At 64.0% G+C, this 15,624-nt stretch carries 13 protein-coding genes; 9 read left to right on the top strand and 4 right to left on the bottom strand.

Annotation, left to right across the window (positions count from 1 at the left end):
* Positions 1–335 precede the first annotated feature (335 nt).
* Positions 336–857 carry a MerR family DNA-binding transcriptional regulator gene (locus QD208_RS05905; RefSeq protein WP_324690366.1) on the bottom strand — a complete coding sequence of 174 codons (522 nt, stop codon included), beginning with the start codon at positions 855–857 and terminating at the stop codon, positions 336–338.
* A gap of 314 nt (positions 858–1,171) precedes the next feature.
* Between QD208_RS05905 and QD208_RS05900 the strand changes: the two genes are divergently transcribed.
* From QD208_RS05900 to QD208_RS05870, 7 genes are all read left to right on the top strand, one after another.
* On the top strand, positions 1,172–2,767 hold the full coding sequence (locus QD208_RS05900; protein WP_279836139.1) for a CoA-acylating methylmalonate-semialdehyde dehydrogenase: 1,596 nt from the start codon (positions 1,172–1,174) through the stop codon (positions 2,765–2,767).
* A gap of 85 nt (positions 2,768–2,852) precedes the next feature.
* Positions 2,853–4,019 carry an acyl-CoA dehydrogenase family protein gene (locus QD208_RS05895; protein ID WP_279836138.1) on the top strand — a complete coding sequence of 389 codons (1,167 nt, stop codon included), beginning with the start codon at positions 2,853–2,855 and terminating at the stop codon, positions 4,017–4,019.
* Between the two features lie 53 nt (positions 4,020–4,072).
* Positions 4,073–4,891: an enoyl-CoA hydratase gene (locus tag QD208_RS05890; protein WP_279836137.1), complete on the top strand. Its 819-nt coding sequence runs from the start codon at positions 4,073–4,075 to the stop codon at positions 4,889–4,891.
* Positions 4,888–6,072 (top strand): enoyl-CoA hydratase/isomerase family protein, encoded by a 1,185-nt coding sequence (locus QD208_RS05885; RefSeq protein ID WP_215823244.1) that lies wholly within the window; start codon positions 4,888–4,890, stop codon positions 6,070–6,072. The genes QD208_RS05890 and QD208_RS05885 overlap by 4 nt, the downstream gene beginning before the upstream one ends.
* A gap of 85 nt (positions 6,073–6,157) precedes the next feature.
* Positions 6,158–7,072: a 3-hydroxyisobutyrate dehydrogenase gene (gene mmsB / locus QD208_RS05880; protein ID WP_279836130.1), complete on the top strand. Its 915-nt coding sequence runs from the start codon at positions 6,158–6,160 to the stop codon at positions 7,070–7,072.
* Between the two features lie 63 nt (positions 7,073–7,135).
* Positions 7,136–7,549, top strand: a complete 414-nt coding sequence (locus QD208_RS05875; protein ID WP_107336265.1) for a rhodanese-like domain-containing protein — start codon at positions 7,136–7,138, stop codon at positions 7,547–7,549.
* Between the two features lie 120 nt (positions 7,550–7,669).
* The gene (locus tag QD208_RS05870; RefSeq protein WP_279836124.1) at positions 7,670–9,049 is read left to right on the top strand and encodes an MATE family efflux transporter; all 1,380 of its coding nucleotides are present in this window, start codon (positions 7,670–7,672) and stop codon (positions 9,047–9,049) included.
* Between the two features lie 183 nt (positions 9,050–9,232).
* On the opposite strand, the gene QD208_RS05865 is transcribed toward QD208_RS05870, so the two are convergent.
* Both QD208_RS05865 and QD208_RS05860 read right to left on the bottom strand, forming a co-directional pair.
* Positions 9,233–9,520 (bottom strand): pyrimidine/purine nucleoside phosphorylase, encoded by a 288-nt coding sequence (locus tag QD208_RS05865; RefSeq protein ID WP_166018755.1) that lies wholly within the window; start codon positions 9,518–9,520, stop codon positions 9,233–9,235.
* A gap of 103 nt (positions 9,521–9,623) precedes the next feature.
* A complete protein-coding gene (locus QD208_RS05860) occupies positions 9,624–10,457 on the bottom strand; it encodes a pyruvate, water dikinase regulatory protein (protein ID WP_043331317.1) in 834 nt (277 codons plus the stop codon).
* 395 nt (positions 10,458–10,852) lie between these two features.
* On the opposite strand from QD208_RS05860, the gene ppsA reads away from it, so the two are divergent.
* Together ppsA and QD208_RS05850 are read left to right on the top strand one after the other, a co-directional pair.
* The gene (gene ppsA / locus QD208_RS05855) at positions 10,853–13,240 is read left to right on the top strand and encodes a phosphoenolpyruvate synthase (protein WP_043331316.1); all 2,388 of its coding nucleotides are present in this window, start codon (positions 10,853–10,855) and stop codon (positions 13,238–13,240) included.
* A gap of 417 nt (positions 13,241–13,657) precedes the next feature.
* Entirely contained in the window at positions 13,658–14,950 is a 1,293-nt protein-coding gene (locus tag QD208_RS05850; RefSeq protein WP_213113965.1) for a dicarboxylate/amino acid:cation symporter, read from the top strand.
* A 91-nt stretch (positions 14,951–15,041) separates the two neighbouring features.
* Here QD208_RS05850 and rraA read toward each other — a convergent pair whose 3' ends face one another.
* On the bottom strand, positions 15,042–15,542 hold the full coding sequence (gene rraA, locus QD208_RS05845) for a ribonuclease E activity regulator RraA (protein WP_043331314.1): 501 nt from the start codon (positions 15,540–15,542) through the stop codon (positions 15,042–15,044).
* Positions 15,543–15,624 lie beyond the last annotated feature (82 nt).

Raw genomic sequence — 15,624 nt, 5'->3', positions numbered from 1 at the left:
ACATGGTGCTTTCCTGTGTCCTTGGTTGTTATTGGTGAGGCAAGGCTTGTCAGGGGGAGCCGCCTCAGGGAGGCGGTGACGCAGTGTTGTCGTTCTTTTCGTTCTTTTCGTTCTTTTCGTTTTTGTCGTCTGGTCGTGCTGTCGTCTTGTCATGAGTCGCGTGATCAGCGGGCGACGCGCTGCTCTCCGGCAGTCTGCTGTCGCCCGCACTCGCGAGGCGCTGGTCAGTTTTCGACAGACGATTCTCTATAGGCAGTCTAGTCGCTGTCACTTGTGTAGCCGGCAGTTATATAGCTGCTGCTGGCGCGAGTGGGTTCTGGCGTTGTTGACTCCAATCAGCCCTCGCTGTCGCCGGCCAGGCGGGCGAGGGCTTCGCGGGCACGCGTCTCGACGTCATCCAGCTCGCGCTGCATGGCGGTGAGATCGCGCAGCTGACGCTCAAGGCCCTCACGCTTTTCGCTCAGGATGCCAAGCAGGCGGGTGAGCTGCTTCTCGCCACCGCCGTCGGCGGCGTCGTAGAGGTCGACCACTTCACGAATCTCGGCCAGCGAGAAGCCCAGTCGCTTGCCGCGCAGGGTCAGCTTGAGACGCACGCGGTCCTTGTCGCGATAGACGCGCGTCTGACCGCGCCGCTCCGGGTGCAGCAGACCTTCCTGCTCGTAGAAGCGGATGGTGCGCGTGGTCACGTCGAAATGCCGTGCCAGCTCGCCGATGCTCCAGGTGCGCTGGGTCGGACGGATGGCGTCGCTGGTGCTGGTGGTGCTCAGCAGGGACTCCACACCGGCATCGTGTGTCGCGCCATCAGGCGTTGCCCGGGATTTGGGGTCAGGACTTGGGGTCATCATCGTATCTGTCATGGGCGCTGCCGCTCCGGATGCTGTGCGCGCCAAGGAGAGGGGAATGCTCCTTGGCGCAGTGGGTGCCAGCGGCGTCTGGCCGTGAATTTTCTACAGACTAGCATTGTTTACGTTAACGTAAAGGGTAATAGTATTTGCAGCCAACCAAGCAGATGCTAGGTTGAATCAGATCACAGTCTCGGCTTGCCGCTTTCTGCAGGACGGCCTGGTTCTGCAGAACGTCTTCAGCTCTGCAAGGCGGCTCGCCTGACGACTTCGGCTCTGTTGACACACTGTCTTCCTCCCAATAACAACAGCCACAGGAATGCCACGCCATGTCTTCGACGTCTCTCACGCCCTCTACTGCCGCGCCCTCTACCGGTTCACTGGATCTGCTGTCACGCCTGCGCGCCGTGGTCGCCGGTGACAGCGCGCCGCTGGTGCTGCCTCAGCTGATCAATGGCCAGTTTGTCGAAAGTCGCGCCGATCAGCACCTGAGCGTCACCAACCCGGCCACCAACGGCGAGATCGCCCGCGTGCCCCTGTCACCGCTGAGTGAGCTTGATGAAGCGCTGGACCACGCCGAGCAGGCCTTCCAGGGCTGGCGCAACACGCCGGTGCCGTCCCGTGCCCGCCTGATGCTCAGCTATCAGCATCTGCTCAAGCAGCATCATGACGAGCTGGCCGAGATCATCTCCCACGAGCTGGGCAAGACCTTCGAGGACGCCAAGGGCGATGTGTGGCGCGGCATCGAGGTGGTCGAGCACGCCGCCAACATTCCCAGCCTGCTGATGGGCGAGACGGTGGAGAACGTCGCCACCGGCATCGACAGCTATTCCGTGACCCAGTCGCTGGGAGTCTGCTTAGGCATCACGCCGTTCAACTTCCCCGCCATGATACCGCTGTGGATGTTCCCGCTGTCCATCGCCTGTGGCAATGCCTTCGTGCTCAAGCCGTCCGAGCAGGTGCCGCTGACCACGCTGCGGCTGGCGGAGCTGTTCATGGAAGCGGGTGCCCCCGAGGGCATCCTGACCGTGGTGCAGGGCGGGCGCGATCAGGTCAATCATCTGCTCGCCCACGAGATTCCGCGCACCGTCAGCTTCGTCGGCTCGGTACCGGTGGGTCAGCACATCTATCGCACCGCCACTGACAACCTCAAGCGCGCCCAGTGCTTCGCCGGGGCCAAGAACCACATGGTGATCATGCCGGACGCCCCGGCCGACCAGGTGGTCAACGCGCTGGTCGGTGCCAGTGTCGGCGCGGCGGGTCAGCGCTGCATGGCGATCTCGGTGGCGGTCTTCGTCGGTGATTCGAAGGCCTTGATCGAGCGCGTGCGCGATGCGCTGGCCGAGGTGCGCCCGGGCGCCTGGGATGACAAGGGCGCCAGCTACGGGCCGTTGATCTCGCCGCAGGCGCTGGAGCGCGTGACCGGCTGGATCCAGCAGGGCGAGCAGGAAGGCGCCGAGCTGCTGCTGGATGGTCGTGGTGTCTCGGTGGCGGGCTATCCCGATGGCAACTGGCTGGGGCCGTGTCTGTTCTCCAAGGTGACGCCGGAGATGGTGCTCTATCGCGAGGAAATCTTCGGGCCGGTGCTGTGCTGCATGGAGGCGGCGGACCTGTCCGAGGCCATCGAGCTGATCAACAACAACCCCTACGGCAACGGCACCTCCATCTTCACGCGCTCCGGCGGCGCGGCGCGGCGCTTCCAGAACGAGATCGCGGTCGGTCAGGTCGGCATCAACGTGCCGATTCCGGTGCCGCTGCCGTTCTTCTCCTTCACCGGCTGGCGCGGCAGCTTCTTCGGCGATCTGCATGCCTATGGCAAGCAGGCGGTGCGCTTCTATACCGAGACCAAGACGGTGACGGCGCGCTGGTTCGACGATGCACCGGCCGAGGGCAATCAGCCCAACTTTTCTATTCAAATGCGCTGATGGCTCCTCAGATGCGCTGAGCCGCTTTGACAGGCCCGGGCGATAGACCCGGGCCGACAGAACAAGGACAACAGGAGGCAGCTGCATGAACTTTTCGCTGACCGATGACCAGCGTGCCCTCCAGGAGGGGGCGCGTGCCTTCGCGGATGCCGAGCTTGCCCCGCATGCCGCCGAGTGGGACGCCACGGCCCACTTCCCCATCGAGACACTTCGCAAGGCGGGCGAGGCCGGCTTCATGGGGCTTTACGTCCCCGAGGAGCATGGCGGCCTTGGCCTGCCGCGCCTCGACAGCTCCATCATTCTCGAGCAGCTGGCGACTGGCTGCATCTCGACCACCGCCTACATCACCATCCACAACATGGTGGGCTGGATGATCGCCAGTTTCGCCACGGACAGCTGCCGTGAGCAGTGGGTGCCGGCGATGGTGGCGGGCGACAAGCTCGGTTCCTACTGCCTGACCGAGCCGGGCAGCGGCAGTGATGCTGCCAGTCTGCATACCCGCGCCGAGCGCGAGGGCGATGACTACTATCTGAGTGGCTCCAAGATGTTCATCTCCGGTGCCGGCGCCACGGACGTGCTGGTGGTGATGGCGCGCACCGGCGAGCCGGACAGCGGCGCGGCGGGTATCTCGGCCTTCGTGGTGCCGGCTGACGCCGAGGGCATCAGCTACGGCAAGAAGGAAGACAAGATGGGCTGGAACAGCCAGCCGACCCGACTGGTGAGCTTCGATCGCGTGCGGGTTGCGGCGGCCAATCGTCTGGGCGAGGAGGGCGAGGGCTTCCGCTTCGCGATGAAGGCGCTGGATGGCGGTCGCATCAACATCGCCACCTGCTCACTGGGTGCGGCCCAGAAGGCGCTGGAGCTGTCGCGGGATTATCTCGGCGAGCGCAAGCAGTTCGGGCGCGAGCTGGCCCAGTTCCAGGCCCTGCAGTTCAAGCTGGCCGACATGGCCACCGAACTGACCGCGGCGCGCACCCTGGTGCGGCTGGCGGCCTTCAAGCTCGATGAGGGTGACGCCGAGGCCAGCGCCCACTGTGCGATGGCCAAGCGCTTCGCCACCGACATGGGCTTCGAGGTCTGCAATCAGGCACTCCAGCTGCATGGCGGCTACGGTTATATCCGCGAGTACCCGTTGGAGCGGCTGGTGCGTGACACCCGTGTGCACCAGATTCTGGAAGGCACCAACGAGATCATGCGTCTGATCATCGCGCGCCGTCTTCTGACGCCGGGCATGATCGAGTCGCTGGCGTAACGCCGCCTCCACTTCAGTTCGTCATTGGTTACCATCTTTCAGGGAGTTACATGATGTCATCCAGTCAAGGGCCATGCCTCATTCTCGAGAAGGATCGTCATATCGCCCGGGTCACCATCAACAACCCGCCGGCCAACACCTGGACGGAAGCGTCCTTGATCGAGCTGGAGCAGCTGCTCGACGAGCTGGAGGGCGATGGCAGCATAAGTGCCGTGGTGATCACCGGTGAGGGCGACAAGTTCTTCTCCGCCGGCGCCGATCTCAAGACCTTCGCCGATGGCGACAAGGGCGTCGCCGCCACCATGGCGCGTCGCTTCGGGCTGGCCTTCGAACGGCTGGCCAACTTCCCGGGCGTGACGATCGCCGCCGTCAACGGCTACGCGATGGGCGGCGGGCTCGAGTGCGCGCTGGCCTGTGACATGCGTATCGTCGAGCGGCAGGCCAGGTTGGCACTGCCGGAGGCCAAGGTGGGGCTGTTGCCGTGTGCGGGCGGCACCCAGCACCTGCCGTGGCTGGTCGGCGAAGGCTGGGCCAAGCGCATGATCCTGTGTGGTGAACAGGTGGATGCCGAGACCGCCGGTCGCATCGGGCTGGCGGAAGAGGTGGTCGAGACCGGCCAGAGCTTCGAGCGCGCGCTGGCGATCGCCGAGAGCGTCGCCAACCAGAGCCCGAGCGCGGTGGCGCGCTGCAAGGCGTTGATCATGTCATCACGCCATCGCGGCATGAGCGATGGCCTGCGCATGGAGCGCGAGCTGTTCGTCGAGCTGTTCGATGACCCCAACCAGAAGGAAGGCGTAAGCGCCTTCCTCGAGAAGCGCGCCCCGCAGTGGGTTTCGCGTCAGGAAGAGGTGAAGGGAGGAGGGCGCTCATGAGCCAGATAGAAGGTGTCACCGCCAAGGCCGCGACCGATGTCGAGGCGCCCGTGGTGTTCGAGACGCGTCGCGCCCGCGACGGCAAGCAGCTGGGAATCGTGCGCCTGAACGCGCCGCGTTCGCTGAATGCGCTGTCGCTGGCCATGATCGAGCGCATCGAGGCGCAGCTGGATGCCTGGGAGCTGGACAGCAGCATCGCCATGGTGTGGCTGGAAGGCGCCGGCGAGCGTGCGCTGTGTGCCGGTGGCGATATCGTGGCGCTCTATCAGGCGATGACCACGGCGCCTGCCAGCGAAGGCGCAGACCCCCTCGAGGCGCTGGATGATTTCTTCGCCACCCGCTACTTCACCGCCGAATACCGGCTCGATCACCGCCTGCATACCTTCCCCAAGCCGCTGCTGGTGTGGGGTGGCGGCATCGTGATGGGCGGCGGCATGGGGCTGTTCGCCGGCGGCTGTGAGCGCGTGGTCACCGAGAGTTCGCGACTGGCGATGCCGGAAGTCAGCATCGGCCTGTATCCGGATGTCGGTGCCAGCTGGCTGCTCAATCGCCTGCCGCGTGGCATCGGAGAATATCTCGGCGCGACCGGTGCGCAGCTGAATGCCCGCGATGCGCTGGATCTGGGGCTTGCGACACGCCTGATTCCCGATGAGCAGCGCGAGGCGCTCAAGCAGGCGCTGTGCGAGGGAGAATTCGGCCGTCACCCGTCGCGTCATCTGAGCCAGGTGCTGAGCGAGTTCGAGCGCCGTGAACTGGCGCCGCCGGGGCAGGTGCTGCCGCTCTTCGATCACCTTCAGCAGCTGGTCGCCGGGCGTGAAGTGCTGAAGGCCTGCCAGCGAATCATTGATGACCCCCAGGCGCGCAGTGACTGCAATGCGTGGCTGAACGCCAACCGCGAGCGTCTGCTGGCCGGCTGCCCCAGTTCACCGCATCTGGTATTTCGCATGCTGGGGCGCCATCGCCACTCCTCGCTGGCTGAAGCCTTCCGCGACGAGCTGACTCTGTCGGTGCGCTGCTGCATGGGCACCGAGCTTGCCGAAGGGGTGCGCGCCCTGCTGATCGACAAGGACAAGCAGCCTCAGTGGGCCTATGCCTCGATCGCCCAGGTCTCCGAGGAATATATCGACGGCTTCTTCGCGCCGCTGTGGGAAGAGGACGAGCATCCGCTGATGGACCTCTGAGCGCACTTTTCAGTACAGGCGGCAGGCGCGGCCATGCCGCCGGACGCCAATGACAACAAGAATCTGTTCACAAGGAAGCATTGCCATGACATCCATCGGTTTCATCGGACTCGGCAACATGGGCGGTCCCATGGCGCTCAATCTGGTCAAGGCTGGCCATGCGGTAAGGGTTTTCGATCTGGTCGAGTCGGCCATGAGCGAGCTGGTCGAGGCGGGCGCCACCCGTGCGGCATCTCCCGGAGAGGTCATCGAGGGTGTCGAGGTGTTGATCAGCATGCTGCCGGCCGGTCAGCACGTGCGAAAGCTCTATCTGGGCGACAAGGAAGACGGCGCGGGTGGCCTCCTGGCCACGCTCGACGCCTCGGTGCTGGTGATCGACGCCTCGACCATCGCGCCAGATGATGCCCGTCTGGTCGCGCGCCACGCCGCCGAGCGTGGCATCACCTTCATGGATGCCCCGGTGTCCGGCGGGGTCGGTGGCGCGCGTGCCGGCACGCTGAGCTTCATCGTCGGCGGCGAGGCCGACGGCTATGCGCGTGCCGAGCCGCTGCTGGAAGTGATGGGCAAGAATCTGTTCCATGCAGGCCCGGCCGGCAGCGGCCAGGTCGCCAAGATCTGCAACAACATGCTGCTGGGCATCCTGATGAGCGGCACCGCCGAGGCGCTGGCGCTGGGGGTCAAGAACGGACTGGACCCGGCTGTCCTCTCGGAGGTGATGAAGCAGTCATCCGGCGGCAACTGGGCGCTCAACGTCTACAACCCCTGGCCCGGCGTGATGGAAGCCGCACCGGCCTCCAATGATTATCAGGGCGGTTTCCTGGTCGATCTGATGACCAAGGATCTTGGCCTTGCCTGGGAGATGGCGCTGGGCTCGAAATCGGCGGTGCCAATGGGCTCCCAGGCGCGTAATCTGTTCGTCCAGCATGCCGCCCAGGGCGCAGGCCGTCTCGATTTCTCGAGCATCCAGCGCTTCTATCGCTGTGGCGAGGCGGATGCGTGAGCTGATACGCCGCCAGCCGCTGGCATGCACCCCGAGGACAACATCACCTGCAAGGAGCACCCCATGATTCGACCGGTCAGTGAGCTGGTGGCCGCCGCCGAGACGGAGATCGAGACCCTGTCGCCCCGCGAGCTGCGCGAGGCGCTGGAAGAGGCCCGCGCCGGCGGCACGCCGCTGACGCTGGTGGATATCCGCGATGTGCGTGAGCTGGAGCGGGAAGGGCGTATTCCCGGCGCCATCCACGCGCCGCGCGGCATGCTGGAGTTCTGGGTCGACCCGGCCTCGCCCTATCACCGTGCCGACTTCGCGCGCGAAGGGCGCTATGTGCTGTTCTGCGCCGGCGGGCTGCGCTCGGCGCTGGCCACCAAGTCGCTCAAGGACATGGGCTTCGGGCCGGTGGCCCATCTGGGTGGCGGCTTCGCGGCCTGGCGTGAGGCGGGGGGAGAGGTCGTCTCGCCCTTCATGCAGGGCAACTGACGCAGCGCTGGGATCCTCGGCGCGATCCGGCGTTGCCCCTCACCTGACACGCTGATGCTTTACACTGTTCGGCCCCGCTGGCGCCTCGCCGGTCGGGGTCGTTTTCTGTCCGGAGCCTGTATGTCTGACCCTGATACCCCTGCCACCCCCAAACGTGCCTCGTCTCGGCGTGACACGCGTGATCTGGTGCGTGACCCGATCGCCTCGACGCTGGCGCGCATGACGGGGCCGGTGATCGGCGGCATCGTCACCATGATGCTGTTCAACCTAGTGGATGCCTGGTTCATCGCCCAGCTGGGCACGCCGGAGCTGGCGGCGGTGACCATGACCTTCCCGGTCACCTTCGGCGTGATCAGCATCGCCATCGGTCTGTCCATCGGCACCACCGCGGTGGTGGGGCGCCGGCTGGGGCGAGGTGAGCTCGAGACCGTCAAGGCGCGCACCACGGATTCCAGTCTGCTGGGGCTGCTGCTGGGGCTGGTGATGCTGGTGCTGGGGCTTGCCAGCATCGAGCCGCTGTTCGGGCTGCTGGGGGCCGATGACACCCTGATGCCGCATATCCGCGATTACATGCAGGTGTGGTATTTCGGCGCACCCTTCGTGTTGCTGCCGCGTGTGCTAGGCAGCGTGCTGCGCGCCGAGGGCAATACGCTGGTGCCCTCGCTGGTGATGGCGGCGGCGGGGGTGCTCAATGCGCTGCTCGACCCGCTGCTGATCTTCGGCATCGGTAGCTGGCAGGGCATGGGCGTGGCGGGCGCGGCGCTGGCCACGGTGCTGTCATGGCTGGCGATGACGCTGGGCTTGCTGGCATTGCCACTGCTGCGCGCGCGGCTCGATTTCCGTCACCTGAGCGTGACGCGGCTGGTGACGTCATGGCGCGAGGTCGGGGCGATCGGCCTGCCTGCCGCGCTGACCAGCGTGATGACGCCGATTGCCACCGCGCTGGTCACGCGTATCGTCAGTCAGCATGGGCACGCGGCGGTGGCGGCTTACGGTATCGGCTCACGCATCGAGTCGCTGGCGCTGATTCTGGTGCTGGCGCTGTCCATGACGCTGTCGCCCTTCATCAGCCAGAACGATGGTGCCGGGCAGCACAAGCGTGTGTGGCGCGCCATCCACGGCGTGCTGGCCTTCATTCTCGCCTGGCAGCTGGTGGTCTGGTTGGGGCTCGGGCTTGGCGGTGAGTGGATCGCGGCGCGCTTCGCCGAGAGTCAGGAGGTCGCGGGGCTGGTCAGCACCTATCTGTGGCTGATACCCGCCGCCCTCGGGGCCCAGGGCGTGATCATTCTCGCCAATTCCAGCCTCAATGCGCTGCACAAGCCACGCCGCGCGATGATGCTCTCGCTGGTGCGTCTGTTCGCCTTGCTGGTGCCGCTGGCCTGGCTTGGTGGCGCCCTGTATGGCGTGATCGGCATCTTTGCCGGGGTGGCGACCAGTTACCTGTTGATGGGCGGCATCAGTTATCTGGCGCTGCGTTCGGTCCTCAGGCAGCGCGCCTGAGCCTGGTAGCGAGAGGACAGTCGTCGTGACGAAAAAAGCCGCCGTGGCCCGAGAGGGTACGGCGGCTTTTTCATGTCTGGCTTTCAGCGCCTTGGGCGGCTGTTTTCCAGTGCCCCAGGCGTCTTTTTCCCAGTGCCCCAGGCGGCTGTTTTCCAGTGCCTTAGGCGGCTGTTGCCCAGTGCCTTAGGCGTCTTCGTACTTGCACAGATAGGCGGATTCGACCGTGGTGCGTACCTCGAAGCTCTGGTTGGCTTCGACGATGAAGCTTTCACCGGCGGCGAGCTGATACCACTCTTCCGCGCCCGGCAGCAGTACCTGCATGTCGCCGCTGATCAGGGTCATGTATTCGCGTTGGCTGGTTGAGAACACGAATTCGCCGATGGCCATCACGCCGACCGTGGCAGGAAGGTCTGCGCTCTGGAAGGCGATGGAGGCCACCTGGCCGTCGAAGTAGTGGTTGGTGTTGAACATGGGAGGATTTCCTGGGTGAGTAGCGCTGTTGTTGTGGTCGATGTGTCTAGACGTGTTCGACGTGTGTTGTTGTGTTCGACTTGTGATGATCTGGCCGTCGGGGTCAGCGCGGTGAGAAGCGGCGCGCCAGGCCGGTCTCGGCGATCATGCGCGTCGAGATCTCTTCGATCGAGAAGCGCGTGGTATCGATGTAGGGCACCTTGGAGCGGCGGAAGAGTGCCTCGGTCTGCTCGACTTCCTGCAGGCACTGATCGATCGAGCAGTAGCGGCTGTTGGGGCGACGCTCGGTACGGATGGCGGCCAGACGGCGCGGGTCGATGGTCAGCCCGAACAGCTTGTGACGATATTGTGCCAGTGAGGCGGGCATCTTGAGGGTGCCGGACTCGTCCAGATCATCCTCGGTCAGCGGGTAGTTGGCCGCGCGGATACCGAACTGCAGCGCCAGATACAGCGAGGTCGGGGTCTTGCCGCAGCGTGAGACGCCGATGAGGATGACGTCGGCCTTGTCGTATTGATGTGTGCGCGCGCCATCATCGTTGTCGAGGGCGAAATGCACGGAATCGATGCGATTCATGTAGACGTCGTCCTGCCCGATGGAGTGGGTCTTGCCGACGCTGTAGGACGAGTGGGTGTCCAGCTCCTCTTCCAGCGGCTTGAGGAAGGTCGAGAAGATGTCGACCTTGAAGCCGGAGGATTCGGAGATGATGTCGCGGATGTTCTGGTCGACGATGGTGTCGATGATGATCGGGCGCTCGCCGTCATTGGCATGCGCGCTCTCGATGGCCTTGACCAGTGCCGTCGCCTTTTCGGCCGAATCGATGTAGGGCTTGGTCACCATGCGGATGTCGGTATTCTCGAACTGGGCGAGCAGACTGCGCCCCAGTGTCTCGGCGGTGATGCCGGTGCCATCAGAAATGAAGAAGGCGGTTCGGGTCATGACGGGCACTCGTGAAGAACGAATCGAAGACACCAGCCCGCTCAGGCTGTTGCCCCGTGAAGACCCCAAGTGTCGGTGTTCACTGTCGAGCTTGCAATATCCGGCACAGGGCCAGTGGCGCGATATGAGAAATCCCGTGTTCCCGTTCTCTACAAAAGCGCCGCATGACTACATTCCTGTAGCGGCCGTTCCTGGCTTGTCGACATGTTCGCCGACGATGGCGACAGAACGTCTGAAACAGGCTCAGGGTTGTAGTCCTCCTCCACTGACTAGCCGGTTAGACCAATGGCTAATACTAGAGAGAGCTTGTTAGGGTGGCGTCATTGCTGAACGGAAGGCGGTTCATCGTCCTCCATCGGTCATTCGTTTCCATCCATTGGTACCAGGGGGTTCCCTTGTCACAGCAAGCCACATCCGAATACGTCGTCGATTTCGATCAGCTCGGCATGAACGATGTTGATCGCGTTGGCGGCAAGAACGCCTCGCTCGGTGAGATGATCTCCAATCTGGCCGATGCCGGTGTCACCGTGCCCGGCGGCTTTGCGACTACCTCCTATGCCTATCGCGAGTTTCTGGCCCACGAAGGCCTCGACAAGCGTATCAATGCCGCCCTCGATGCCCTCGATGTGGATGACGTGGTCGAACTGGCGCGCGTCGGTGCCGAGATTCGTCAGTGGATCATCGACACGCCGCTGCCGCCGGCCTTCGAGGCCGAGATGGAACGTGCCTATGCCGAGCTTCAGGCCAGGCACCCGAACCTGAAGGTCGCCGTGCGCTCCTCCGCTACCGCGGAAGACCTGCCGGATGCCTCCTTCGCCGGTCAGCAGGAAACCTTCCTCAACATCGAAGGCTTCGACAACATCAAGCGTGCGGTTCACGAGGTGTTCGCGTCACTGTTCAACGACCGCGCCATCTCCTACCGCGTGCACAAGGGCTTCGACCACTCATTGGTCGCGCTGTCTGCCGGCGTACAGAAGATGGTGCGCTCCGAGACGGCCGCTTCCGGCGTGATGTTCACCCTGGACACCGAATCCGGCTACCGCGACGCCGTCTTCGTCACCGGCTCCTGGGGCCTGGGCGAGACCGTGGTGCAGGGCGCGGTCAATCCTGACGAGTTCTACGTCCACAAGACCACGCTGGCCGCCGGCCGCCCGGCGGTACTGCGCCGCAACCTGGGCTCCAAGCTGATCAAGATGGTCTACACCGACGACACCAGTGCGGGTCGCTCCGTCGAGACCGTCGACGTGCCGGTGCCGGACCGCCACCGTTTCTGCATCAGCGATGCCGATGTCGAGGCACTGGCGCGCCAGGCCATGATCATCGAGAAGCACTACCAGCGTCCGATGGACATCGAATGGGCGCGTGATGGCGACGACGGCAAGCTCTACATCGTCCAGGCGCGTCCGGAAACGGTCGTCAGCCAGGAAGAGGGCGGCAACCTCGAGCGCTTCCAGCTGCGCGAGAAGGGCCGCACTCTGGTCACCGGGCGTGCCATCGGCCAGCGTATCGGCCAGGGTGCGGTGCGCGTGATCGACAACCCGGAGCAGATGGACAAGGTGCAGGTCGGCGACGTGCTGGTCACCGACATGACCGATCCGGACTGGGAGCCGGTCATGAAGCGCGCCTCCGCCATCGTCACCAACCGTGGCGGACGTACCTGCCACGCGGCGATCATCGCGCGTGAGCTGGGCATTCCGGCCGTGGTCGGCTGTGGCGACGCGACCTCGGTGCTCGCCGAAGGCCGCGAAGTGACGGTCTCCTGCGCCGAAGGCGATACCGGACACGTCTATGACGGTATCCTCAACTTCGATCGCACCGTCACCAGCGTCAACGAGATGCCGGAGATTCCGTTCAAGATCATGATGAACGTCGGCAACCCGGACCGCGCCTTCAGCTTCTCGCGTCTGCCGAATGCCGGCGTGGGCCTGGCGCGTCTCGAGTTCATCATCAACCGCATGATCGGCGTGCACCCCAAGGCGCTGCTCGACTACGCCACCCTGCCCATCGATCTGCAGCAGACCATCGATGCGCGCACCGCCGGCTACGCAAGCCCGGTCGACTTCTACGTCGACAAGCTGGTCGAGGGCATCTCCACCCTGGCGGCCGCCTTCCATCCGCAGAAGGTCATCGTGCGCATGTCGGACTTCAAGTCCAATGAGTACGAGAACCTGATTGGCGGCAAGATGTACGAGCCGGGCGAAGAGAACCCGATGCTGGGCTTCCGTGGCGCCTCACGCTACGTGTCCGACACCTTCCGCGACTGCTTCGATCTGGAATGCCGTGCCCTCAAGCGCGTGCGTGACGAGATGGGGCTGACCAACGTCGAGATCATGGTGCCCTTCGTGCGCACCACCGGCGAGGCGGAGCAGGTCATCAAGCTGCTGGGCGAGAATGGTCTGGTGCGTGGCGAGAACGGCCTGCGCGTCATCATGATGTGCGAGCTTCCGACCAACGCGCTGCTGGCGGATCAGTTCCTCGAGCACTTCGATGGCTTCTCCATCGGCTCCAACGACCTGACCCAGCTGACCCTGGGACTGGATCGCGACTCCGGCATCGTCGCTCACCTCTTCGATGAGCGTAACCCGGCGGTCAAGCAGCTGATGTCGATGGCGATCCGTGCCTGCAAGGCGCAGGGCAAGTACGTCGGCATCTGTGGTCAGGGCCCGTCGGACCATCCGGAGCTGGCCAAGTGGCTGATGGAAGAGGGCATCGACAGCGTCTCCCTCAACCCGGATTCCGTGCTGGAAACCTGGTTCATGCTGGCGGACAAGGAGCTGGTGTAACCCAGGCTTCCCAGGATGGTGACCTGACGCGCTGAGGCGCAGATGGTCGTTGTCACCCAGGGCGCCCATCGCACTCAATGTGCGGTGGGCGTTTTTCGTTTCGTGCCTGAAACCTGAATGATTGGTCAGTTCAGGCATTAGACCAATGGGGGAGAAAGCAGCACAAAGGCGTCAGTTGGTAACAAATAGCAACAAAATGATCTCGATTGCGCGACTAAATGATTATCTTTCTACCTTATGTAAAAAAGGCAGTCATTTATAATCCCAGCCACCCCGCTGACCACAATATCCATGGTGGCGATGAATCCATGGTGACTATGAATTCATGGTGACTATGACGGCAGGCCTCACCGGTAGCCAGCACTGCGGTGGCACGCAACAACCGACCTTTCAGACACAATCCAAGGTAGTCGTAACGTGAAACAGTCTTTATGGAAAAACATCGGCGTCCAGGTAGTCATCGCCATGATCCTGGGTGCAGGTGTCGGGGCGTACATGGGCGAAGACGCCTCGATGTTCGCGCCACTGGGTGAGCTGTTCATTCACCTGATCAAGATGCTGGTCGTGCCGCTGATCGCGGTCTCCATCGTGTCGGGAGCCGCCAATCTGGGCGACAGCCCTTCTGCCGGCAAGATCGGTATCTCCACCTTCGCCTTCTTCATGCTGACCTCTGCCGTGGCCGTGATGCTGGCGCTGGTGATGGGGCATGTCTTCCAGCCGGGCAGCGGGGTGGACCTGGAAAGCGCCAAGGGCATGTTCTCCAATGCCTACGCTGACAAGGGCAGCGTGCCGGGCGTGATGGACACCATTCTGGGCATGGTGCCGACCAATATCTTCGGGGCACTCACCGATGCCAATATCCTGCAGATTCTGGTGTTCTGCCTGTTCCTCGGCATTGGCCTGTCCAAGACCGGTGAGCGTGGCAAGCCGCTGATCGAAGGCCTGAACACCGTCATTGAAGCCTTCGTGTGGATGATCAACGTGGTGATGCTGATCGCGCCGATCGGCGTCTTCGGCCTGATGGCGGACGCCGTCGGCACCTTCGGCTTCGATGTACTGACGCTGGTGATGAAGCTGTTCCTCGTCTACATGGGCGCCATCCTCATCTACGGCTTCGTGTTCTACCCGCTGGTGGTCAAGTTCGGCTCTGACGTGCCGCTGGGCCGCTTCATGTCCGCGATGAAGAAGCCGCAGGCCGTCGCGCTGTCCACGGCGTCCTCCATGGCGACCCTGCCGGTCAACATGGAAGTCTGCGAGAAGGAGCTGGGCCTCAAGAACGCCACCTCTGCCTTCGTGCTGCCGCTGGGCGCGACCATCAACATGAGCGGCAATGCCATCTATTACGGGCTGGTGGCGATGTTCTTCGCCCAGGTCTTCAATGTCGACCTCGGCTTCTCCGCCTACGCCGCCATCGTGTTCACCGCGACTCTGGGTGCCATCGGTCAGGCCGGGGTGCCGGGGCCGTCCTTCCTGGTGGTCGCCGTACTGCTGGCCGCCGGTATTCCCATCGAGGGCCTGCCGCTGCTGTTCGCGCTGGATCGTATCTTCGACATGACGCGCACCGCGCTCAACATCACCGGTGACGCTGCCTGCGCCGCCGTGGTGGACCGCTTCGCGCGTGCCGATGATGCGGCTGCGGCCTCTCAGGCCAGTGCTCAAGCCGGCTCACAGACCGACTCATCCAACGTAGAGCCTGCCAGCACTCGCTGAGTCCGCGACCTTGAACGCGAAACGCCCCCGCAACCTGCCTGGTTGCGGGGGCGTTTTCATTGCGGCGTGCACCGCGGCGCGAGACGGCGACTCAGGGAGTCGGCTGGGTACGGATCAGCGCTTCCTTGGCGGTGATGACGCCATTGTTGTCGGCGTAGAGATAGTCGCCCGGCACGATGGTGACGCCGGCGAAGGTGACCGGGATATCGCGCTGGCCTTCGCCGCGCTTGATGCTGGGGCGCGGGTAGCAGCCCAGTGCCTGCACGCCGAGATTGGTGGCGTGGATCTCATCCACATCGCGGATGCAGCCATACATGATCACGCCGGCCCAGCCACTCTTGGCGGCCTGTTCGGCGAGCATGTCGCCCAGCATGGCGCAGCGCATCGAGCCGCCGGCATCGACGACCAGGACGCGGCCTGCGCCGGGCTCCGCGACGGCTTCCTTGACCAGCGAGTTGTCCTCGAAGCACTTGATGGTCACGACTTCGCCGCCGAAGGACTCGACGCCGCCGTAGTTGATGAACAGTGGCTCGAGCACCTGCACGTCGGGGAACTCATCGCAGAGGTCGGGGGTGGAGATGGGATGCGTCATGTCGGATTCCTTGTGCTGGGCGGCCGGGGCAGGCCGCTTGAGGGACGGAGCGCTTTGATTGCTGCAATGCCACAACCCCGAG

Origin of the sequence: Cobetia sp. 29-18-1, assembly GCF_029846405.1 — a bacterium.
GTDB lineage: Bacteria > Pseudomonadota > Gammaproteobacteria > Pseudomonadales > Halomonadaceae > Cobetia > Cobetia amphilecti.
Note: the sequence above shows the minus strand (reverse complement) of the source record. Positions and strands in the feature narration are given on the sequence as shown.

Coding starts and splice junctions, on each gene's coding strand:
- QD208_RS05895 (WP_279836138.1), top strand. CDS start 2,853: ATGAACTTTTCGCTGACCGATGACCAGCGTGCCCTCCAGGAGGGGGCG.
- QD208_RS05890 (WP_279836137.1), top strand. CDS start 4,073: ATGTCATCCAGTCAAGGGCCATGCCTCATTCTCGAGAAGGATCGTCAT.
- QD208_RS05900 (WP_279836139.1), top strand. CDS start 1,172: ATGTCTTCGACGTCTCTCACGCCCTCTACTGCCGCGCCCTCTACCGGT.
- QD208_RS05885 (WP_215823244.1), top strand. CDS start 4,888: ATGAGCCAGATAGAAGGTGTCACCGCCAAGGCCGCGACCGATGTCGAG.
- QD208_RS05860 (WP_043331317.1), bottom strand. CDS start 10,457: ATGACCCGAACCGCCTTCTTCATTTCTGATGGCACCGGCATCACCGCC.
- rraA (WP_043331314.1), bottom strand. CDS start 15,542: ATGACGCATCCCATCTCCACCCCCGACCTCTGCGATGAGTTCCCCGAC.
- QD208_RS05865 (WP_166018755.1), bottom strand. CDS start 9,520: ATGTTCAACACCAACCACTACTTCGACGGCCAGGTGGCCTCCATCGCC.
- mmsB (WP_279836130.1), top strand. CDS start 6,158: ATGACATCCATCGGTTTCATCGGACTCGGCAACATGGGCGGTCCCATG.
- QD208_RS05870 (WP_279836124.1), top strand. CDS start 7,670: ATGTCTGACCCTGATACCCCTGCCACCCCCAAACGTGCCTCGTCTCGG.
- QD208_RS05875 (WP_107336265.1), top strand. CDS start 7,136: ATGATTCGACCGGTCAGTGAGCTGGTGGCCGCCGCCGAGACGGAGATC.
- QD208_RS05905 (WP_324690366.1), bottom strand. CDS start 857: ATGACAGATACGATGATGACCCCAAGTCCTGACCCCAAATCCCGGGCA.